A 20,586-nucleotide genomic window follows, 5' to 3' on the forward strand; every position below is an offset into this window, starting at 1 on the left:
AGTAAAAGGCTGTCGAGAACATCTCGACAGCCTGATGAGCCTATTCAGGTCGCATAATAAATACAAACAGATCCTCCCGCACCTCCTCAGAAGGTTGAATGGAGTTTTAGCATAATTTCGGCCACATTCTAGTGCTATCAGCAATTGAAGTATGTTCGATGATTGAGTAAGCAGCATTCGTAATCGCTTGTGCCAACGTATCGCCAGTTGCACAAATGTCATTAATGCAAACCTTGGAAACCCCTTTTATTGTATAAGTGAATCCTAACTCTTCTAATCTTTCAACGATTCGCATGGCATGATCAAGGTTTTGCTCGGGCTGAAACTCCGAATCATGGATGAAAATTCCCTTTTCATAATCATACCATCTATCCCATCTATTTAATTTCCAACCTAATATTCTACGTGCTATTGCGTCTATTTTTAACAAATCCGCTTCCTCCCTTTGTTATATAACAATTAATTTAATTATTTTTAATTATATAACAGAAAGAAATTGATTTCCAGTATTTATTCAAAAATTTTGAAAACCATTTTTCTATTTTACACGCGTCATTCCAGCTTTCTGGTATGAATCACCTGTAATTAGTCAACAGTCCAATTATAAAGCGTTATCCTTAATGAAAAAGCAATACTGTGTTTTGATATAAGTTCCGCAGCTACCGTTTAGGACGGATCGCTATATTACCTGAAATTAGTAAACCAGCTACAACAAATACTGTTGCTGTAATATTAAACATAGTAATAGATTCATTTAATAAAATTACGGCTAATACGTATCCAAAAATTGGGGTCATAAATAACCAATTGTTAGCCCTTACCGTATCCTGTTTCAAAAGGTAAAACCAAAGCAACATCGAACCGATAGAAATAATGAACACTAACCAGATTAATGATACAAATAGATTAAAATCCAATATTAAAAAGTAATGATCTTTTTCGAGGATATAGGTTATAGGGATTAACACAACTCCACCAATTGACACTTGCCAAGTATTAATAACAATACTAGGTAGATTTAAATTTACTTTATTAAAATAAACACTCCCAATTGCCATTGATACCATTCCTATTCCTAAAATAACCAATCCAAATAATTTTACCTCATTGCTTGTAAAAGATGGACATGTGGCAATTACCAATCCCATACCTCCTACAATCATTCCGATCCATTCTTTTAATGAAACTTTTCGTTTTAACCAAATATTAGACAAGATAGCAACCACAAATGGATTTGTTGTAACAAATAAATTAAATAAGCCTGCCGATACATATTTCAATGCCCAAAAGGTTGCACCTAAATAAATTGTTGTATTTAATAACCCTAAGATAATTAGTGGCCGCCACTCCTGTGTCTTAGGCCAAGGATATTTTTTATGAAACAGGTAAACATACAGAAATAGCAACACTCCAGCAATCAGAAAGCGAGTAGTAGCCAATACCAAAGGGGTTGTAGAGTTTAATCCAAACTTTGTGGCTATCGCTGCAGATGACCATAAGAGTGTAAAAAATAAGCCCAATACTGTTTTCATCATTTTGCTCCTTAAATGGTTTATCAAAAAAAATAACCATGACTAAAACATAATCACAGTTATCAAGGGTATTGGACCTTCAACCAAGCAGATCCATATTTAATTTTACATTCATGGGTATAAAGAATTTTGACTAAATATCAGAACCTTTTAACCAAATGTCATTTTTTAATGGGTTATTAATTGTTTGTTTATTGGAACGACTTCTGAAGTCGCGTAAAAACGATAAAACATAAACCACACCAAATAAATAGTGTTACTAAAAATCATAATACAATGGCATCCATTGGCATCGTTTAACTTGATAATTTTAGACAAATTTTACAGATTTATCGAGGTTATATTTCTAAAATCCTGGTTTCTTTTCGGAATTGGCTAGGAGTTATTCCCTCATATTTTTGGAACAAACGAGTTAACGAGGATTGATGTTCTAATCCGACTTGGATTGCAATGTGTATAATAGGTAAATCTGTACTACGGAGCAATTCTTTTGCTTTATTCAAACGTACTTCCTGTATATATGTTGAAGGGGATGTTCCTGTTTCTTTCAGAAACCAATAGGAATAATATGAACGATTATAATGTTCAAGAGATGCTAATTTTTGTACGGTAATTTTCTCATTATAATGTTCATGGATATAACTGATTGATTTAGGTTGTTGATCTTGAAGTAAATAAAATGAAATATATGGATATAGTTCCTTAAGCGCAGATTGATTTATAGGTTTATGGTCGATTTCATTTAGGATAAGATATCGAATACCTTTCCATTGATTATTTAATTTCCATGAATATCCCCTATTATGTAACACACTTTTGGTAAGCATAGAATGAGGGATATCTAAAATCAAAAACTCATTACGTACAGATGAATGAAAAGTATGTAAACACTTGGGAGGGAGAAAAAATAATGTTTCATGATCCAGTCGAAGTTCCTGTGCTCCCGCAATTATTGACAGTTGCCCTTGAAGAGGTAAAATTAGCTGTGCATAACAATGAGAATGAGTATCTTGAATTGCACTATAAGTTCTTCGTTCTGCCACAAGGTCATTGATCTTTTCCATTTTACAATCCCTCCTACCTATTTTAATAAGAATATAAATACAATATGTTCCCCACAATTTTACACTATCTTTGGATCAAATCATCCCTTATTAATACTTCTATTTTTATCCACTAAAATTCCTTCTTTTAACTCAACAATCTGTCCTTATAATGAAAATAAGCACTGTTCCTTTTTTCAGGAAAGCGCCCGTTTGTGGAAGATCAAGAAAATGATAGTGATTGCTATTGTTCCTTATTGCTTGGAGAACTACCGCATCCGTTGATTTAGCAAAAGAGAATTTCTAATTAAGTATTTCTCCTCGTTTAATTCAAAACGAAAAAATTCATAAACAACTTAATAATAATTTATATTTATTGAAAAGAACTCTCCATTATAAAATCTGGACGCTTTTTTAAGTATTCTATCTTTTTTGATTGGTACATATTATCCTTGAATTGATAGGTAATCAGAATTCCGCCTTCTGTTGAGGGAGAAAGTTGACCACTCATATAAACCACCAGTTCGTTTTTATATACAGAAAAATCAATTGTCTCATGTTTCAAGTATTCATAAAAAGTATCATTTATTTTCTTCTTACCAATCGTTATCTCAACTTGGTCATTAGATATTTTTTTCGTTTTTACATTCTTATTTATGATTGCCACTGGATTATCAATTAGCTTTTCTTCATATATTTCTCCAATGTTTGTCTTCGTTTTCTGTAGTACATGAGCTTCTGTAATCATTATTCCTGTACCATGTCCTGTTGTTAATAAGATGACTAACTCTTCTTTTCCGTCCTGGTTAAGATCATCAAAAAATAACCTCGGACCAAATGATGGAAAATCAGAATTTTTCCAGTCAGGGAACCATCTAATTTTCCCATCTATCTCCAATCTTAATTTTTCTAAATTCCCTTCTCTTTTTGTAGCATAAAGGGTCGCTTTTGCTTTCTTTAGTGTGGCTACTACTTCCGATTGAGGTTCTCCTATATTCGAAATATGAAGAGTTTTCTTTTTCCCATCATATTCGACATTCAATTTAAGTTCGCTACTTATCTCATCAATAGCAACGTAGGGAGACCCTCCTATGAACTGTACAATGGAAGTAGGACCGAAAATTGGTTGCCCATTCACAAATACCTTAAAAGGAGCAGCAGCCGATGCAAAAGGAACAATGGTAATTAATAACACAATGAATATGGTTAAGGTCCACCTTATTTTCATCTAATCAACAGCCTTTTTGAGTATATTTATTTTGTTTATTTTCCCCAGGAGTTCCCTTTACTTGCAAAAAAAATTTTTAAGCCCAATTGAAATGTTCTTAGAACAAAAAGCGACTGTTCTTATTGAACAATCGCTACCCGTTAGCGTAAGTACAGTTCTTCACAAAGTTCTAAACAAAAAGTTGTTAAGTTAATTCCTTTAACCATCTTGCTAACCATCCAATGGATAGTTTTACTTTAGAAAAATTCATTAAATAGTGAATGGATTTATATGTTAAAATATTTTCAAATGAATAAATGGAGTTGTAGAAAATGCAGCTAAAAATTGGTGATTGGGTAACTCAATATAGTGCTGGAATTTATCGAGTTGAAAAGATATTCGAATTTAAGAACCATCAACCGATTGCAGTTTTAAAAAAGGGATTTACTAATAAATTAAAACCCTCTGTAAGTTGGGATTCTTGTTCAATTTCTTTTTGTGAAACAATTAGTGATGACTTATTAAAAGAAATTAAATCCATTTTCGAAAACAACAGTAAATTTTCAAAAAGGTTTAACGACTATGATATTCCTCCAATTCAAATGTTGTTTAATACCAATGTTGTTCTGAAGGATAAGCATGATAAAGAAACTGTAATTTCTCAACTCAAATTTCCAGAAGGTAAGACCATTCAACAGATTGAATCATTACTTTTTGAAAATGATATTGAAATTTTAGATTCGGAACAATCCAAGGATAGTGTGCCTTTTCAATTAACTTGTTTTGATTACGAGACAGATTCCAATGGAGAATTTATTTATAGAGACGCACGATTTATATAAAAGGAAATTATAAAACAAAGAGCTAGGACATCCTGGCTCTTTTTGTGTGAAATATAATATGAATTACCTAGCTAAAAACTGGTGACCACTACAGTAACCGCAACCCGGTGATTAATTAAAGTTTGCAATAGGTAAGCGTTTGAAGTGATCTCCAGCTTTTCCCCTGCTCCACACGGAACGTGATAGTTTCCCATCATTCCGCGTTCCATCTAAATATTCATACTAGATTATAAGTTCCATGTTACTTAGGTTTTGGTCTACTTAATGGGTTCCAAACCGCATTTTTCACGGTATTTATTTAATTTATTCATAATCGAATTGTCAGTTGTAAATTCCATTAAATGTGACTTAATTGCCGTTTGGTCTGTCTGATGAATAGCTATGTGTACATCTTTATGGATAATTCTTAAATTATTGAATGAATCGTCACCGCCAAGGTGAATAGGAATGTAGTGATGGCAATGTACATCACTAGCTTTGAGGAAAACTCCTGTGATTTCACATTGTCCCATTTTCATACTGTAACGACTAATTCGATTATCCATGTATTCAACACTTCGTGTTAGAATGGTTGACCTCATCAGTAGGCATTTTATTAAATGATTTTTTATCAGTGTACTAGTTAAGGATTGACTAAGAAATATCCTTCTGGTATATTTTTATAAATAATTAAAGTGACTATATTAAAAACTCTTATCCAGAGTGGCGGAGGGACAGACCCTATGAAGCCCAGCAACCTTCAAGTTTTACTTGAAAAGGTGCTAATTTCTGCAGAATTGTTTCTGGAAGATAAGGGGAGGAATGAAATAGTTTGTTATGACCTCTTCTTATTTATTGTAGAAGAGGTTTTTTGTGTTTGGAATATAAACGAGGAAATAATAAAAAGTTAATGACTATTAGGGGATGATGAGATGAAGGGTGTAAACTTTAGAGAGAGTTCATTAGCATCAGATACGTTAGTAAAAACAAACTTAAAAAATACATCTCAACCTGCGGTCTCAGGTACTAAAATGACTAATACTCATGATAATAAAAATGAACCAGTAGTTGAAATCTCCAGTGAAAATAATTTTTGCATCATTTATGTTAGCAAGTATAGAATGAATAAAGAAGTTGGGTTTGGAAGAAAGCTGCTTCAGATCCTTGAAGATTTTCAACTTTATTATAGGCATATACCATCGGGGGTTGATGCTCTTAATCTTGTTATACATGAAAATCAATTAGATCAGATAATAGAAAGTAAACTAATACAACGGATTAGTACGGAACTTTCGGCAGATAAAGTGACTATTGAACGTAATATTGCTTTAATTATGCTTATCGGAGGAAAAATGCATCATAATGCTGAAAGCATTGCCAGAGCAGCGAGGGTTCTTGCAGAAAAAAGAATTAATATTGAAATGATACATATGAATCAAGGATCATCTCAGATAAGTTTAGTATTTGGTGTAAAGGCTCATGATGAAAAAAGAGCTGTTGCAGCAATCCATAATGAATTTTTTTGCAAGTGTGTCGATTTGAAATATTAATGATTTCCTACAGGTAATAAAAGGGCTTCTAATTATGACTAATAGATGCTCCTTTTCTTTTTGTTTTCATTAACGATAACTTCCTATTAAATTAGTCGAGTAGAAAGGAACCTCTCTACCTTACGGTAGATTGTGTTCCTCCCCCTCACAGAACCGTGCTTGCGCTATTGTCTGGATAGAATTCAGGCGCGCAAACTAATTAAAGTCACGTTTCCTGAAGCCTCCCTGCGATCCCGGACGGTCGGATTTCCCGAGTCCGGTTCTGACCTTGGATATATAATAAATGAGCCTTCCCTTATTATCCTAGGATTAAATGGCGACACCCATATTCCCCCATCAATAAAAAGGTTTACTACATAATTAGCCATTTTCGGGACGAATAACTATTACTATTAGGCTCTGTGTCCTATTTACAATCCCTTGGCATCCAAGTGCCCAGAGGTCCTTTGCTCAACTTTGGTGTTACCATTGTTGAAATATGTTTCTACACATTTAGAAAAGCATTACCCTTTCCTCATAGCTACTACGACCTCATCCGTCAGTCCTAAATCCTCCAATCAATTTCGGTGGTACCTTATATGACTGGTCTTTGCTGGTTGTTGTCGTCCCAGCTGGAAGTAGGACCTTCCAGTCGTTATCTCTGAAAATCTTTCCCTAGATGCTAGAGCCCATATCCCGGCTTCCCCTATAGTGCATTTAACCGTTTCTTCCTATAGGGCTTCGGCCTTCCCCAATGCGTCAATGGGTCGGCGAATCGCAACATTCCCTTCAACAGATTCTGAAGGGGGAGCCATTTCGGGACTGGAGTATTCGTTAATTCCTTCTGGCCTCTAGGTTTGCTTGCCATACTGACTGTTCCTACCTTATATTCTCTGAGTAATATAGGCAGCTATGGCTTTTACGTCCGAGCAGAACGTGATTTGTTACCTCCTCACGCATCGGATATGCTAGTTGTCTGAATCGGTCAATTGACAACAGGAGACTTTCACTCCATTAGATTTTCAGCCTTGACGGCTGCTCCAACGCACACGGCTCCTCCTAGTTACCATTCACAAAACCTTGCTAATCTCTTAGGATCAGATTTTGCTAATTCTGCTATCCTTCCTAGTTTTGTCTCCATTTATTATTCCTACCTCTAAGTGTAGTAAATGTGTCCCTAGCAAGGGTGATAACTGGTAGTTAGCCTTTCCTCCATCGGCATTACCCAACTTCATTGGTACTATGCTGCTATCCGACTCCCTACACCGGCATTTGGTTTCCTAACTTTTTATCGCTTGTACACCATACTCTTCTAACAAGAAAGACCGGTAGGGTCTCCCAAGTTGCCGTATCATATCAATGTGTAACGTGCCAAGGTCTCTGACTCCAGAGAGGTTTTATCTATCTTGCCTTAAACGAAGGATAAAATGTAGCTTACTGTTGCAGGTAAAGCATCAGCCCTCTCGATTTACTAACATTATGGAGCTCAATCCCTTCAACCATTTGCCTTTCCGCCCGCCACCTAACTGTCTACGCTTAAAGACTAAAGTTATCTTTAGCCCTCCAAGACTCACTACGAGCGAATGGGTAGTTCTTACTCGACGGGAATCCCACCCGTTATATGATACGATCTAGGCTCGGCCGCACACCTGCCCTTTAGCTTAATATGTCCAAATAATAAATTAGGGTGCAGATCTGTTTTTGATCAACACCCTAATTCTTTAATATAGATCTAAAATACAAAATAAAAAGACCAAGATTATGTACTTTAATGAGTAAGCAGATGGTTTCCCACGAAATGAATCATTTTTAATATCATTAGTAAGAAAAGCAAGTAATACAAGAGTTAAAGAAAATGATAACAAGAGATGATGAATGGACGGAGATCAAGTATCAATGTCAACGAATGAACTATTACAAGAAGACCAACAAGGAATTATATGATTTTTTTCAAATCCGGCAATTCGTTGTCAGTCCGTTTGGTAAGAATCCGGCATAAAACAGGTGAGATTGAGTACCTGATGATCAACTTGACATCGGAAGAATTCGATACGAAGGATTTCCTGGTTATACAACCTTCGTTGGGGAATTGAAACCAACTACCACTACTTAAAGGAAAGCATGAAGATTACAAATATCTCAAGTAGTAAGGAAGAACTTATTAAACAGGACATCTATAGTCAGATGTATGTTTTTCACCTTCTGCAAACTGTCCAAAATGAAGCTGAAGAAGAGATTGTTCAAGAGAATTATAAGCACAAAATGAAAATCAACATAAATATGGTGGTGGGGTATCTAAAACGATACTTTATTGTCATTATGTTGAGGGAAGAGCCATCGGAACGGGAGCAGCTCTATAATCGATTGCACAACAAGATTCTCAAGGAAATAGTTCCTATTCGAAAGGGAAGGAAATATGAACGGACAACGAGTTCGAAAAACAGGCATCACATAAACAAAAGGAAAGCCTTTTAATAGATAGGATGGAATAAACCAACTTAAAATCCGATTTAAGGGGGGGGAATTCTCTCTTTTCGTGCTGCCTTAAAAATATTTTCCTTCAATCGAAAAAAAACTATGAATCACATTCCAACTGAAATGTAATCCATAGTTCCTTAAGTTAATGACACTGATTACCAAAGTGGTTTTGCTTCGGAATCTACTCTTTTACCTTCAATTATATCTAAGGGCTTTATTCTTTTAATTTCTCCTCCTGCGAAAGAGCACTACCCGCTGTAAATTCTTCTAAAGCATGCATGGCAAACCTCGCGTTGAGATAAGTGATCGAGCCGCCACCAATCACACCAATTTTGAGGGTTTCCATGATTTCGTCGATGGTTGCCCCAACATTTAAGCAGCCTTCCATGTGATAGCAAATGCACTCATCGCAGCGGCTGACTATTGATATGGCTAATCCCATAATGGTGTACTTACCCTAACTGGCGTTTAAATTGTTTACTGGCGAAGAAGTAGGCGATGACCATGATGCCGACGCACCAGGCAAGCGCGATCCAGATATCGTTGCCAACAGACCCTTCATACAAGAGGGCACGAATCGTATCCACGATTGAAGTCACGGGCTGGTTCTCAGCGAACGCACGGACAATTTTAGGCATGGTTTCGGTAGGGACAAAGGCCGAACTGATAAACGGCAGGAAAATCAGCGGGTACGAGTAGGCTGTCGCCCCTTCCATAGACCTCGCTTTCAATCCGGGAATGATCGCCAGCCATGTCAGTGCCAGCGTAAACAGTCCGAGTATCCCAGCTACTGCGAGCCAATCCAGAATATCAGCGTTGGAACGGAAGCCCATTAAGAGCGCGACAAGGATAACCACCACGACAGTAAGCGCATTGGAAACAAGCGAGGTCAACACGTGAGCCCACAATACCGACGAGCGCTTGATGGGCATGGTAATGAAACGCGCCATCAGCCCGCTCTTTACATCGGTAAACAGCCGCAGGGAAGTGTAAGCGACGCCGGATGCGATAGCCATCAGCAAGATTCCCGGCAATAAATAATTGACGTAGTTGTCCGTGCCTGTCTTTATGGCGCCGCCAAATACGTAGACAAACAGCAGCATCATCATAATCGGCGTAATCGCCACCGTGATAATCGTATCAGGGCTGCGCATGATGTTGCGCATTAAACGCCCTAGTAATACCCATGTTTTGCTTTTCATTTACATCTCCTCCTTTTTGCCAATGATCGCGAGGAAAATTTCCTCCAATGTCGGCTGCTTCTCAATGTACTCTACTTTCGCTGGTGGGAACATCTCTTTGAGTTCGGTAAGGGTACCGGTCGTAATGATTTTTCCACCATGCAGGATGGCGATACGGTCCGCCAGTTGTTCGGCTTCCTCCAGGTACTGGGTCGTCAGCAAGATGGTCGTGCCGCTGCCGGCAAGCTCCTTGACGGTATCCCAGACTTCAATTCGCGCTTCGGGATCAAGCCCTGTCGTCGGTTCGTCGAGAAAAATGACTGCTGGCGTCCCGATCAGGCTCATGGCGATGTCAAGCCGACGCTTCATCCCGCCGGAATATTTATCCGCCCGGCGGTTGGCCGCATCGGTCAGGCTGAATCTTGCAAGCAGATTGTCGGCGACTTGAGCGGGATTGAAAACTCCCCGCAACTTGGCGATCATCATCAGGTTTTCCCGCCCAGTGTGCATGCCGTCTAAAGCTGCAAACTGCCCTGTCAGGCTGATGTTCTGGCGAACATAATCCGGTTGACGCTGTACGTCAAAGCCGCAAATACAGACTTCGCCGCCATCGGGCTTCATCAGTGTCGAGAGAATGTTGACCGTCGTCGTCTTGCCCGATCCATTTGAGCCCAGCAGTGCGAAAATTTCCCCACGCCCCACCTCAAAATCCACCCCCTTTAAGACTTCCTTGTCTTTAAAGGACTTTTTTAACCCTTTTACAGAAATCGCTGCATTGCTCATACTTTTTTTCCTCCTTATAAAATGCTCCTTGCGGAGCTAGATTGCTTATATCCCCCTACTTAGTATTACTGGTAATCCGTACAACTTATTACCGAGTTAAAAATATAACTGAATAACGAAGGTGGCAATTCACATTTGTAACCAGCTATTCAGTCGGTATTATCTATTGAAATTATTTTTTTCCCAATCGCTTCATGATACTCTGATTCAAATCTTCACGATACTTGGCGACATAGGTTTTAGCGTTTGCCACTAGTTCGTCGGCAAAGGACGCCACATCGTCCCCAGTGATTTCAAGCACTTGTCTGCCTTCCGCCGCACCGGCTTCGAACAACTCGATTAATTCATACTGCATGTGCAGCATATCCATCCCATTGCCCGCTGCGAACTTCCACATATAGTTTTGAATTTGCTTAAATACAAACTGGTAGTCCTCTGGCAGGGCTTCAACCCGTGCCATCATCATCTTGTATTCTTTTTTATCACCAATCAATTTTTTGAACATTTCCATCATTTTATTTTTCCTCCTTTTTTAAACTTTATTTTATCCGTAACCTTTTTCATGGCCTTGTTAACTTCTTGGTCAACAGATTCTTGATAGATGTCAGCGTAAGTTTTTGAATCTTTGATTAGATCGTCGCAGAAAGTCGCTACGTCACTGCCCGTCACTTCAAGCACGCTCTTCCCCAAGGCTGCGCCCTCTTCAAAAAGATCGATAATCCCCGAGAGCAAACCTGTCCCGTCGGTTAGCTCAACAGGGCCGACCTTAAAGAGATATTTTTGAATCTCTTTATAAACAATCTGATAATCTTTCGGGAGCGCTTTGACACGCTCCACGTGCGCTCGCCACTCTTTTTTGCCTTCGATGATATCTTGTATTCTCATTTTATCCTCCTAATTACCTAATTTTTTAGCGATGTTATTGTTGAGTTGCCTGCGCCACTTGTCACGAAAAGACTTTGCCCCTTCTTCGCCGACCAGCGCTGAACAGAAGCCTTTGATATCGTCACCCAAAACCTCTTGTACACTCTGACCGTCCGCAGCCGTTTCTTCGAGCAGGCCAAGCACACCGTCAAGAATTAGCATGAGGTTGCGACCGGTGAAATCTGAGTGCGGCCAAAGATTAGCATTAATTTTTTCCCATGCCGCTTGATAATCAGCCGGTAGCTTTGTGGCTCGTGATTCAAAAGTTTTCAATTCTTTAGTCATGTCGCTTCCCGTAATTTTTTCCCAAAAATTCATTATTTTTTCTCCTTTAACTCGTTAATTTTCGTCGCAACAAATTCCCATTTTTCCCAGAACTTTCTCAATTCCTCACGTCCTGCGTCATTGAGCGTGAAAAAATTTTCGCGGCGGTCCCATATAGGATGGCTTTTTCGTAATTTCCACCAGCTTGTTTTTCTCAAGCCGCACCAATATGGTATAGACTGTACCGTCTACAACATCCGAAAATCCGAGCGCATTCATAAAGCTGAACAAGACACTCCAAAAATATCGGACGTAATATCTTATGAAGCTAGATTGACTTCAAGACGTTGATTTTTGATGATACAAAATCCCATTTTTTCCAAAACAATTCAAGTTCCTGGCGGCCAGCCTCATTAAGTGAGTAAAACTTGCGGGGCGGTCCCATATCTGACGGTTTCTTTTCTATGCTCACGAGTTTTTTCTTTTCTAACCGCACGAGGATGGTGTAGACCGTCCCTTCCACAACTTCGGTAAACCCAAGCTCGTTCAGGCGGCGGGTAATCTCGTAGCCATAGGTTTCATGGCGGCTGATGATTTCCAGCACGCAGCCTTCCAGCGAACCCTTCAGCATTTCAGTTAAATTCTCCATGTTCAGCACCCCCTCTATTTCGTCTGACTTATATTCAGTATAACTTAGTACTAAAAGAAATTTTTACTGAATAGCTTTTGGAAATCACGCTATTAAGTATTGCTTATTACAGGTATATCGTAACACCGAGTAGCGGGGGTGTCAACTATTTTTCTTAAAAATATTTCGATACCAATATTAACGGCTATGCAACACCTTCACAAATTGATACGGTATCTATTTCGTTTAAAGAAAATAAATAGTACAAAGGTTTGGAAAAATATTCATATGTCTTGAAAATCACCTTAATACCTTCATCCAGTAATGGAAAAACTATTGGAACTGACACTTTATACTTTGCGGTCGAACCATCTCGTCAAACAATGAAGAATCTTCCTGAAGAATATCCACCAGTTGAATTGATTAAGTACGAACACAGTAAGCCTCCCCAAAATACAAAATGAGATCGAGAACACTTAATGGGTTCTTTTTCTTTTAAACCATATTGAACTAACTAGCACAGTTATTTCAATAAAAAAACGACTGCCCTTGTTCAGCAATCGTACAATATCTCTAATTCATCGACCTTGCAATTGTTAACATTTCTTCTTCTGATAATCTTGAACTGTTCATTTCTATAAACGTTCCATCTTGTATCCAATTAAGTAAACCACCAGTAATGGTGTCCCCATTCTTATCAACTTTCCCACTATCTATCCACTTTTGAAAATAGCCCTTATTTCCATTAATATCAACTTGGTGAGCATAAGGAAAATCGTCGTCGGATAAAGAAAACCCCATTTTCTGGTGAATAGCAACCATCAGCTTTGTATCTTTGCTGTCCATATAATGCAGCATTAGCCAGGGGGATGTTTTGGTATCTAATGTCCAATCAGCAGGAATATTTTTAGGAATTAAAACGGTAAAGTCAACTTTTTTCTTTATTTCTGGAATAGTAATGCTGTTGTGATTATATTTAATTTCTTTAGCCATTATTATCATTGGACAACTACATAACAAAAATAGAACAAAAATTAAACGAAATGAAAATGCCAAATTATCACCTCAATATCTAGTATCATTGAGAAGTTTCTCCAACTTCTTATTAAACTAACCTGCTTGCGTTAGTGAAAAAAGAAAAGCTGTCTCGATGACAGCTCCGTTCCTCAACTCAAGCACCCGTTACTTTAAGTACAATTTTTCACAAACTTATTATTAATAATATGGTGATTTATACTACTAAGCTCAATATTTTATTCACCTAGGGGACATGCATATAATTCTCATATATTAGGACTTATTATTATTTTCCACCTTTATGACGACATTTCCCTTCTTGTGCCCTTTCTCGACATATCTATGAGCTTCAACTATCTCTTCAAACTCATAGTACCTATCAATGACCACTTTTAACTTCCCCATCTCAACAAGTTCTTTAAGGAAGTTTAGTGCTTCTGAAGTTTCAGGTGAATTTCGACTCAATATTAATTTCTTGCTGCTTGTCAATTTAGTCCATAGCATTCGAACACTTGGTAGCGGTTCAGTGACATTTATATAGGTACCGTCCTTCTTTAACAATTTCATACAAGCTGAAAAGGAACTCTTGTTTACCGCTTCAAAGATAATATCATATGTCTCGTCTGTTCTAGAAAAATCTTCTGCTGTATAATCAATTACCTTGTCAGCTCCCAGAGATTTTACCAATTCCATATTTGTGGTACTACATACCCCAGTAACGTTTGCTCCGAAATACTTGGCAATCTGAACTACATAAGTTCCTACACTTCCTGAAGCACCATAAACTAGAACCCTTTGGCCGCTCTGAATATTAGCTTTTCTAAGAAAATACAATGCTGTGCGTGCTCCAATTGGAATGGCAGCGGCTTCTGCATAAGATATATTGGAAGGTTTAATAGATACAGGACCATCTTCTGGTAGACATTTATACTCAGCATAAGCACCAAAACCCACCAGAGATGCTGCAAAAATCTGGTCACCTTCCTTAAACCTTTTGACATCATTCCCAACTAACTCAACTTCTCCAGCTAACTCCGTCCCTAATATCTCTTTTTTGGGTTGTCTGAAACCAAGTGTTATTCGGGCAGGCAGCCAAAAAGCGGGAGGAACTGTAAAACTTCGCGACCGAATATCTGCTACTGTTACAGTTGTCGCTTTTACTTTCACCAAAATTTCATTTTCTTTAGGAATAGGTTTTTCTACCTCTTTCAGTTGAAGAACGTCGGGGGGACCGTACTTTGTGTACACTATTGCTTTCATTTATCCACCTCTAATTCGTTATATTCATTAATATTATACGAATATTACGAATAAATAGTCCAATTTCAATACCGTACTTAAACAATCCTCCTTTCTATCTATGAGGGTGCTTTTAAATTATGTTTTTGGGTTTACTAGATGGTTTATGAGAAGGCTCTCATTTCCCTATCGAATGAAAATATCATGGTGCAGCCGATTAATCCAAACCACTAAAAGCTTATATGTTGACTTCAGGTAATGATTTCCATAAAAATAAAGAAAACGCAGTACGTAAAACCTTTTTTAGATTATACTAATAAATATAAGGAATTCATAAATTAAAAAAGACCGAACATTCTTTCACATGTTCGGTCCAGCAATAGACGGTTCCCTTAAAGCGATTGACTTAGATGGAAATAATCCATCCGAGCCTCTAGCTCAAGGGGGGATTATTTTTTTGTTATAAACTGACAGAATTGCTATGATTAAACTAGCAAATGATATTGGAACTGCCCCTAAAATTTCAATTATCCCACTTTATTCAGTTGCAAAACTCTTACCATTGTAATAATAATCTGATTCCCTAAATGTACTAAAGGCTACTTCTACCTCCGGGATCCCGAGTGAATGAACGTGTTTCGTGACAATGTTAGCAAATTGATCTTGAACTTCCTGCCCCCGTTCAAACCATTTCACTTCAATAAACGGATATCCGGGTACCTCATTACCATCAAAAACAAATGTAGAATTAACAACTTCCAGTGTAAAATTGTCCATTCCACATGCACAAAGATCAGCTAATTCTTGTACTAACGGCTTACTAATGGTTTTAACTTGCTCAACTGAAATTCCTCTTATAAATAAATGTGGCACTCAAATCGCCCCCAATACTTTTAATCAAACTTGCGAATAGAATACAGATCTTTCGGATTCGAAGCTTATGGATCCAGGTACTTGTCCCTAAAACCCCTAGAGGGTCTTCGATTCCAGTCGAAATCCTTCGACGACGACCTCTTCATCTACCTCCAACAATAGGCACCGTTTTCCTTCGTACGTGATATATTTTAAATTTTTCAGGTCTTTTGGATTGATGGTTACATTTGCCACCTTGGTACTAATTTTTATATTTTTAGGAATTAAACTACTTGCTTTGAATTCATGTTTTTCGTCCGCTACAACGCTTTTAAAGGCATGCTCCACTTTGGCAGTTTCCACATTTTCGACGCCACTGACCGTTAAGATGCGTTCGATGTCGCGATGATCCAACGTAGGGGGTTCACTGTCTTCCTTTTCCTGATTCTCCTGTACCACTCGATCGATTTCCTCATAAACATTCGAAATGACCGCGGAGTCCACTTCGTCCCCTATTACTTCTTTTAAAATGAAGTCAAAGCAGTCCTTATCTTCCTGAGGGGTAATGATGTCTTCACAATCGAGAACCTTTTCAATAAAGGTGAAATCAGGTTGATTTACTTTCCCGGCACAATAGAGAATATGATTTACATCTGCAGCATTGTCGTTAAAAGCCGGGAACAGAAAACCAGACATAGGAGAGTCTAAATTAATAATGGGATCAACGACATGATAGGACTTAAATTCTTTTTCGATATAATCAAACAACAAGGCTTTTTTCGGCAGATCGGTTTTATTGAGGCTGCAAAGGATAAACTCATTGGAATAAACCTCATCATCCCCGCCCTCTTCGGATTCCTGGCCCCTCTTCTTAGTCGGTTTTCGATATTCTCCTCGGATAAATGTAACCACTGTATCAAATTCATAAACAGCATGGGCAAATATTTTCCCGACGATGTCCAGCATGTTATCTTGCCAATCCTCCGAGTCCGCTCGTAATCCTTCGAAAAGGATCCCTTGTGTACTATAATCCACATCCCGCCTGAATTTCAGTTCAAACAGTTTGGCATCGAGATGACCAGTCAAAACCTTTTTAAAATTTGCCAAGAACAATTCTTGTGCTTCGTGATCTAACAATGGAAACGGTTGACAGACTTGATGATAAATCTCGGCTGATTCCTTCTGCACATAAACATTGAAGATTTCTCGAATATTCATCAAATGATTGTCTAATTTAAATTGCTTACGGATATTAGCGATGTCTTTTTTGTTCATTTGTTTCAACTCCCATCCCTGATTATACTGTTTAGATGGGAAAATCTCTATTTTTAATTTTTCAATTTTCAGGAATGGGAGGCTGAAAGAATGTATTGGCAACTTTAATAAAGCATAATAATTTGTTTTATATAAGTACTTTCCTGCATATTGCAAATACTAGACGTGTCAAATATACACTAAGGTTCTTTCATGGGCAGCTATTAAAAGATAAGAACAGAGTAAACATCCTTCCGCTTATTGAATATATCAAGGAGGTATATCATATGGAAAACGAAAATTTTGATCCTTTTCAAAATCAAACAAACGCAAACTTAAAGAACAAAGGAAATGAACAAGTGCTTGAAATTAGTTCTACTGGATATGGACTGGAATCAGTTTCTAACGACAATTCGAAAAAAACGCGATCTAATCAAAGTGAGAACCATTAGTTGAATCCTTGGCACTTTATTAATAATAGTTTCTTATTGTAGCCCAGAGAGGTACTTGACTTGCAATCGAGACCGGAATTTGATGTCCGGCCTCTTTTAGATTCACTTTCGTATCTATAATATAGAAATAACAAGTAATCGGAAGTACTGACCACAAAATAAATAAAACTGGAACACAAAGAGAAAGGGGTTCAAGCATGGCTTATACCTATAACATATACAGTTCGGATCAATTGGGATTAACAAAATCCTATCATATTCAAACCGATTTGCCGCCGCATAAATTTAGGGCCATCATGATGGAATTTAGGCGTGGAGGAGAAAAAGACCCGAATGTCTTTGTGAAATACATGAGTGAACAGAGCTACTAATCGGCTAAACGATCACTATACTTCGAAAAAGTAGTAAAAAGAAAAAAGGCACTATGAAATGATAGTACCTTGGCAATTTAAATTTAAATGGTTGGAGCATTCATTCCCATTTGCGCCAAATGCATGTTTTTATGAAAAATGACTGAGCAGATCAATCACCAACGAAAATATTATCTTTTCTTAGCATCCCTCGACGTTTTTTATTTATTACACACAGTTGGGGTCTTTAATTCGTTAAAAGATTTCTTTTATAAAAGTAAAATTCTTAAGAAGTTCACTTTCATTGATCGATATACTATTCGTTAAATCTTTCGTTCGCAATACAAACTCTTTAACCCCGATAAATTCTGATTCAACAATCAAGTAAAACTGTGTTCCTCTTTTATATCCATTAAACTTCCTTTTTAGTCTATATACCTTCATTGAATAACCTCTATTGATGAATTAAAATGATTATTTGTTTGTGCAATTCTTTAAATAAGTCTTACAAACTCTTATAACTTTCTAACTCTTCGTCAGTAGTCGAAATAGCAATAGCTTTTTTTTTTACCAGATGAAAACAGTTTTATCAGTATCTATATAGTTCCAATATTAATTCAATCAGCTGTGAATATAAACAAATTTTTGGATTTGGGTCCTCGACCTGTCCGAATATAACCTGGATTCAGATAACACCGTTCGGAATTTCACGAACAGTGTTATGTGTGTTGTTTAATATCAAAATAATTACTGATCGCTTCTATCAAATGATTAACAATAAAGTTGTTTACCACCATCAACCTTCATGATAAAGCATCTGACCGTTTGGTATCCCTATTTAATATTCCACCTTATAACAAGTCCTAAATGGGTAAGCCCTCCTCCAAAGCCATAGAGCAATAAAGTATCTCCATATTGAACTTTCTCTTCTTCTATTCCTAGATTTAGTGCTAATGGAATGGAAGCAGAAGAGGTATTCCCAAAATACTTCATGCTAATTAGTGTTTTTTCTATGGAAAATCCTGATTTTTCACATATTGATTCAACCATCCTTAGATTTGCGCTATGTGGGATAAACCAGTTAATATCCTCTATGTTTATTTCTGTCTTGAGTAATAATTCTTGTATCCCTATTGGTATTGTACGGGATGCCCATTTGTATACTTCCCTGCCATTCTGAACAATCTTTCCAGTTGTGTTTAAAGGTTTATCGTTTATAGTAGTTGCAAAGGTTGTTCTATATACATGAAGACCGCCTTCTCCATTCGTTCCCATATGGCTAGCCAAGAAACTAGGATTTTCCTTATCATATTCAACTAGTATAGCACCCGCACCATCTCCAAATAGAATACAGGTTGTTCTATCTTTATAATCAGTTACTTTTGATAAAGTCTCGGTTGCAACAACTAAAATCTTTTTATGTGCCTCGGAAGTAATTAAATTGTTTGCTAAATGTAAAGCATATGTGAAACCTGCACAGGTAGCATTTAAGTCAAAAGCGGCTGTACAAGGGATATTAAAATGATTCTGAATTTGACATGCCACACTAGGGAACGCATAGTCAGGAGTTGTTGTTGCTACTATAATACAATCCACGTCCTGTAAATCTTTATGATATTTTTCAACTAGATTTGCTATAGCTTTAAAAGCTAAATGGGAAGCATATTCTTCTTCTCCTGCAATTCTCCTTTCTTTTATGCCAGTCCTCTGGACAATCCATTCATCATTTGTATCTACCATCTTTTCTAGATCTTCATTTAATAATCTCTTTTGAGGAACATAGGTACCAATAGCTGTAATACAGGCTTTAGATTTAATCATTAGAATACACCTCATTTTTTCTTTTTATTATATCACCTAGTATTAGTACCTGGTATAAATAATTTTGAAAAAACAAAGGAATATGCCAGACACCATCCAATTTTACGAATAGTACCTGGCACACAATTTGATTTAATATTCAGTTTCGACTTTTATTCAGTCGAATGTATTGTTGTTTTGAAAAAAATAATTCGCCCAAATCGTTTATCGAGCGGTCTCACTTTCCTTTCAGCCTAAACTGCTCTAAACAATTTTTGCAAATACAAGTTTTTCTCAATTGATCAGGTGGTACAAGATCAAAAATCTCTTTTGGAAAGTCTTCTTCACTACACCAGCATATTCCTAATGATTTATCTTGAGAATTACAACAATTATTGCTGCTATTACAGAGTGGACATCTCTCAGTTTCATTTATTCCTAGAGTCATAATCAATCACCTTTTTTATTTTCTAATTTTCCACTATAATCCTGGTGGTGTCAGGCACCGTTTTTTGATCTTATTTTTATTATGCAATATTCCAAATGTATAAGCACGGCTTTTATAAAGAAAAATATAGAATTCAAAAGGAGAAATATACATAAAAGGAGAAAATATTTATTAATGTTTTTGAAAGGAGATAATAAAATGAGTGAAAGATTATTAAGAGTAGGAACTACTTATATTCCAGTTTCAAATGTAGAACTTTCTTCTGAATGGTATGTAAACAAATTGGGGGCAGAGTTAGGCTATAAAGACGAGGACAAAGCAATTCTTAATTTTGCAAACCAAAGTATTTTCCTTGTTAAATCTAAAGAAAATCAAAGCTCAAATTTTTATGATATTTATGGTGAGGAGCGTTTTTCAATTACATTCGAAGTTAATCCATAACTTGTTTATTTTTCGCTTGTTGCTAGGCAAAAAACATACGACCAAAAGCAACTTTGGATGGTGCCAACTAAACAGACCTCTAACACTTGCATAAAAAAGAACGTTATTACGAATGACTATATACTGTTTTTAACATCTTCTCTAATTGATTCAATTATTTCATCAGATAAATTTGCTGGAAAAGAGGTACCTTCCTCGAACACCCAGGAATTGATGATTTCAAGGTCGGCTTTTTTAAAAGTAATGCTATAGTTTTTATTTTTGTAGGTAAATTCCGCTGTCACATATTCGTCGACTGCAAAATCATCAATAATCATGTTTGTCATTTCATATGGCTTCACGG

General features: G+C 37.0%; 26 protein-coding genes, 2 pseudogenes and 1 riboswitch. Of the genes and pseudogenes, 7 read left to right on the forward strand and 21 right to left on the reverse strand.

From position 1 onward, the window contains the following. Nucleotides 1–106: 106 nt before the first annotated feature. The 4 genes from M5A78_RS04955 to M5A78_RS04970 form a co-directional block, all read right to left on the reverse strand. Nucleotides 107–430 (reverse strand): BC1872 family protein, encoded by a 324-nt coding sequence (locus M5A78_RS04955; protein WP_248734168.1) that lies wholly within the window; start codon nucleotides 428–430, stop codon nucleotides 107–109. A gap of 229 nt (nucleotides 431–659) precedes the next feature. Continuing rightward, nucleotides 660–1,535 (reverse strand): DMT family transporter, encoded by an 876-nt coding sequence (locus tag M5A78_RS04960; protein WP_248734169.1) that lies wholly within the window; start codon nucleotides 1,533–1,535, stop codon nucleotides 660–662. 335 nt (nucleotides 1,536–1,870) lie between these two features. After that, the gene (locus M5A78_RS04965; RefSeq protein ID WP_248734170.1) at nucleotides 1,871–2,596 is read right to left on the reverse strand and encodes a helix-turn-helix transcriptional regulator; all 726 of its coding nucleotides are present in this window, start codon (nucleotides 2,594–2,596) and stop codon (nucleotides 1,871–1,873) included. 352 nt (nucleotides 2,597–2,948) lie between these two features. Beyond that, complete coding sequence (locus M5A78_RS04970) at nucleotides 2,949–3,770, reverse strand: hypothetical protein (protein ID WP_248734171.1); 822 nt, start codon at nucleotides 3,768–3,770, stop codon at nucleotides 2,949–2,951. 344 nt (nucleotides 3,771–4,114) lie between these two features. Between M5A78_RS04970 and M5A78_RS04975 the strand changes: the two genes are divergently transcribed. After that, nucleotides 4,115–4,624, forward strand: a complete 510-nt coding sequence (locus M5A78_RS04975; protein WP_248734172.1) for a hypothetical protein — start codon at nucleotides 4,115–4,117, stop codon at nucleotides 4,622–4,624. 257 nt (nucleotides 4,625–4,881) lie between these two features. Here the strand turns inward: M5A78_RS04975 and M5A78_RS04980 are convergent, their stop codons facing one another. After that, nucleotides 4,882–5,205, reverse strand: a complete 324-nt coding sequence (locus tag M5A78_RS04980) for an HNH endonuclease (protein WP_248734173.1) — start codon at nucleotides 5,203–5,205, stop codon at nucleotides 4,882–4,884. A 109-nt stretch (nucleotides 5,206–5,314) separates the two neighbouring features. Further along, nucleotides 5,315–5,420, forward strand: a riboswitch (SAM riboswitch). Nucleotides 5,421–5,535: 115 nt separating this feature from the next. Here M5A78_RS04980 and M5A78_RS04985 point away from each other — a divergent pair. The 3 genes from M5A78_RS04985 to M5A78_RS04995 all read left to right on the forward strand — a co-directional run bounded on the left by M5A78_RS04985 (nucleotide 5,536) and on the right by M5A78_RS04995 (nucleotide 8,607). Then, nucleotides 5,536–6,153 (forward strand): ACT domain-containing protein, encoded by a 618-nt coding sequence (locus M5A78_RS04985; RefSeq protein ID WP_248734174.1) that lies wholly within the window; start codon nucleotides 5,536–5,538, stop codon nucleotides 6,151–6,153. A 1,834-nt stretch (nucleotides 6,154–7,987) separates the two neighbouring features. Further along, nucleotides 7,988–8,131, forward strand: coding sequence for a hypothetical protein (locus tag M5A78_RS04990; RefSeq protein WP_248734175.1), 144 nt, complete (start codon nucleotides 7,988–7,990; stop codon nucleotides 8,129–8,131). 122 nt (nucleotides 8,132–8,253) lie between these two features. Further along, a complete protein-coding gene (locus M5A78_RS04995) occupies nucleotides 8,254–8,607 on the forward strand; it encodes a hypothetical protein (RefSeq protein ID WP_248734176.1) in 354 nt (117 codons plus the stop codon). Between the two features lie 217 nt (nucleotides 8,608–8,824). Here the strand turns inward: M5A78_RS04995 and M5A78_RS05000 are convergent, their stop codons facing one another. The 12 genes and pseudogenes from M5A78_RS05000 to M5A78_RS05055 all read right to left on the reverse strand — a co-directional run bounded on the left by M5A78_RS05000 (nucleotide 8,825) and on the right by M5A78_RS05055 (nucleotide 16,773). Next, the gene (locus M5A78_RS05000; protein ID WP_248734177.1) at nucleotides 8,825–9,052 is read right to left on the reverse strand and encodes a carboxymuconolactone decarboxylase family protein; all 228 of its coding nucleotides are present in this window, start codon (nucleotides 9,050–9,052) and stop codon (nucleotides 8,825–8,827) included. 10 nt (nucleotides 9,053–9,062) lie between these two features. Further along, on the reverse strand, nucleotides 9,063–9,812 hold the full coding sequence (locus M5A78_RS05005) for an ABC transporter permease (protein WP_248734178.1): 750 nt from the start codon (nucleotides 9,810–9,812) through the stop codon (nucleotides 9,063–9,065). Further along, nucleotides 9,813–10,574: an ABC transporter ATP-binding protein gene (locus M5A78_RS05010; RefSeq protein ID WP_248734179.1), complete on the reverse strand. Its 762-nt coding sequence runs from the start codon at nucleotides 10,572–10,574 to the stop codon at nucleotides 9,813–9,815. A gap of 172 nt (nucleotides 10,575–10,746) precedes the next feature. Next, complete coding sequence (locus tag M5A78_RS05015) at nucleotides 10,747–11,088, reverse strand: DUF1048 domain-containing protein (RefSeq protein ID WP_248734180.1); 342 nt, start codon at nucleotides 11,086–11,088, stop codon at nucleotides 10,747–10,749. Then, complete coding sequence (locus tag M5A78_RS05020; RefSeq protein ID WP_248734181.1) at nucleotides 11,085–11,459, reverse strand: DUF1048 domain-containing protein; 375 nt, start codon at nucleotides 11,457–11,459, stop codon at nucleotides 11,085–11,087. The genes M5A78_RS05015 and M5A78_RS05020 overlap by 4 nt, the downstream gene beginning before the upstream one ends. A gap of 9 nt (nucleotides 11,460–11,468) precedes the next feature. After that, nucleotides 11,469–11,816 carry a DUF1048 domain-containing protein gene (locus tag M5A78_RS05025; protein WP_248734182.1) on the reverse strand — a complete coding sequence of 116 codons (348 nt, stop codon included), beginning with the start codon at nucleotides 11,814–11,816 and terminating at the stop codon, nucleotides 11,469–11,471. Next, a pseudogene (locus M5A78_RS05030) lies at nucleotides 11,816–12,041 on the reverse strand (PadR family transcriptional regulator); the annotation flags it as partial. The gene M5A78_RS05025 and the pseudogene M5A78_RS05030, both read right to left, overlap by 1 nt. Nucleotides 12,042–12,090: 49 nt before the next feature. Beyond that, entirely contained in the window at nucleotides 12,091–12,411 is a 321-nt protein-coding gene (locus M5A78_RS05035) for a PadR family transcriptional regulator (RefSeq protein WP_024030244.1), read from the reverse strand. Between the two features lie 552 nt (nucleotides 12,412–12,963). Next, nucleotides 12,964–13,446, reverse strand: a complete 483-nt coding sequence (locus M5A78_RS05040) for a DUF4367 domain-containing protein (protein ID WP_248734183.1) — start codon at nucleotides 13,444–13,446, stop codon at nucleotides 12,964–12,966. Nucleotides 13,447–13,680: 234 nt separating this feature from the next. After that, the gene (locus M5A78_RS05045) at nucleotides 13,681–14,667 is read right to left on the reverse strand and encodes an NAD(P)-dependent alcohol dehydrogenase (protein WP_248734184.1); all 987 of its coding nucleotides are present in this window, start codon (nucleotides 14,665–14,667) and stop codon (nucleotides 13,681–13,683) included. Nucleotides 14,668–15,183: 516 nt separating this feature from the next. After that, entirely contained in the window at nucleotides 15,184–15,519 is a 336-nt protein-coding gene (locus M5A78_RS05050; protein WP_248734185.1) for a DUF1904 family protein, read from the reverse strand. A gap of 96 nt (nucleotides 15,520–15,615) precedes the next feature. Next, a complete protein-coding gene (locus M5A78_RS05055) occupies nucleotides 15,616–16,773 on the reverse strand; it encodes a DUF4317 domain-containing protein (RefSeq protein WP_248734186.1) in 1,158 nt (385 codons plus the stop codon). A 266-nt stretch (nucleotides 16,774–17,039) separates the two neighbouring features. Here M5A78_RS05055 and M5A78_RS05060 point away from each other — a divergent pair, with 266 nt between their 5' ends. Together M5A78_RS05060 and M5A78_RS05065 are read left to right on the forward strand one after the other, a co-directional pair. Continuing rightward, entirely contained in the window at nucleotides 17,040–17,204 is a 165-nt protein-coding gene (locus tag M5A78_RS05060; RefSeq protein ID WP_248734187.1) for a hypothetical protein, read from the forward strand. A gap of 197 nt (nucleotides 17,205–17,401) precedes the next feature. Continuing rightward, nucleotides 17,402–17,575 carry a hypothetical protein gene (locus M5A78_RS05065; RefSeq protein ID WP_248734188.1) on the forward strand — a complete coding sequence of 58 codons (174 nt, stop codon included), beginning with the start codon at nucleotides 17,402–17,404 and terminating at the stop codon, nucleotides 17,573–17,575. Between the two features lie 234 nt (nucleotides 17,576–17,809). Here M5A78_RS05065 and M5A78_RS05070 read toward each other — a convergent pair whose 3' ends face one another. From M5A78_RS05070 to M5A78_RS05080, 3 genes are all read right to left on the reverse strand, one after another. After that, nucleotides 17,810–17,998 carry a hypothetical protein gene (locus M5A78_RS05070; RefSeq protein ID WP_248734189.1) on the reverse strand — a complete coding sequence of 63 codons (189 nt, stop codon included), beginning with the start codon at nucleotides 17,996–17,998 and terminating at the stop codon, nucleotides 17,810–17,812. A 390-nt stretch (nucleotides 17,999–18,388) separates the two neighbouring features. Beyond that, a complete protein-coding gene (locus M5A78_RS05075) occupies nucleotides 18,389–19,372 on the reverse strand; it encodes a ketoacyl-ACP synthase III (protein ID WP_248734220.1) in 984 nt (327 codons plus the stop codon). A 220-nt stretch (nucleotides 19,373–19,592) separates the two neighbouring features. Next, a complete protein-coding gene (locus tag M5A78_RS05080) occupies nucleotides 19,593–19,802 on the reverse strand; it encodes a cysteine-rich CWC family protein (RefSeq protein WP_248734190.1) in 210 nt (69 codons plus the stop codon). A 198-nt stretch (nucleotides 19,803–20,000) separates the two neighbouring features. On the opposite strand from M5A78_RS05080, the pseudogene M5A78_RS05085 reads away from it, so the two are divergent. Beyond that, a pseudogene (locus M5A78_RS05085) lies at nucleotides 20,001–20,237 on the forward strand (VOC family protein); the annotation flags it as partial. Nucleotides 20,238–20,359: 122 nt separating this feature from the next. On the opposite strand, the gene M5A78_RS05090 reads toward M5A78_RS05085, so the two are convergent. Further along, nucleotides 20,360–20,584, reverse strand: a complete 225-nt coding sequence (locus tag M5A78_RS05090; protein WP_248734191.1) for a hypothetical protein — start codon at nucleotides 20,582–20,584, stop codon at nucleotides 20,360–20,362. Nucleotides 20,585–20,586 lie beyond the last annotated feature (2 nt).

This window comes from Neobacillus rhizosphaerae (assembly GCF_937468385.1).
In the GTDB taxonomy this organism is placed as follows: Bacteria; Bacillota; Bacilli; order Bacillales; family Cytobacillaceae; genus Neobacillus; species Neobacillus rhizosphaerae.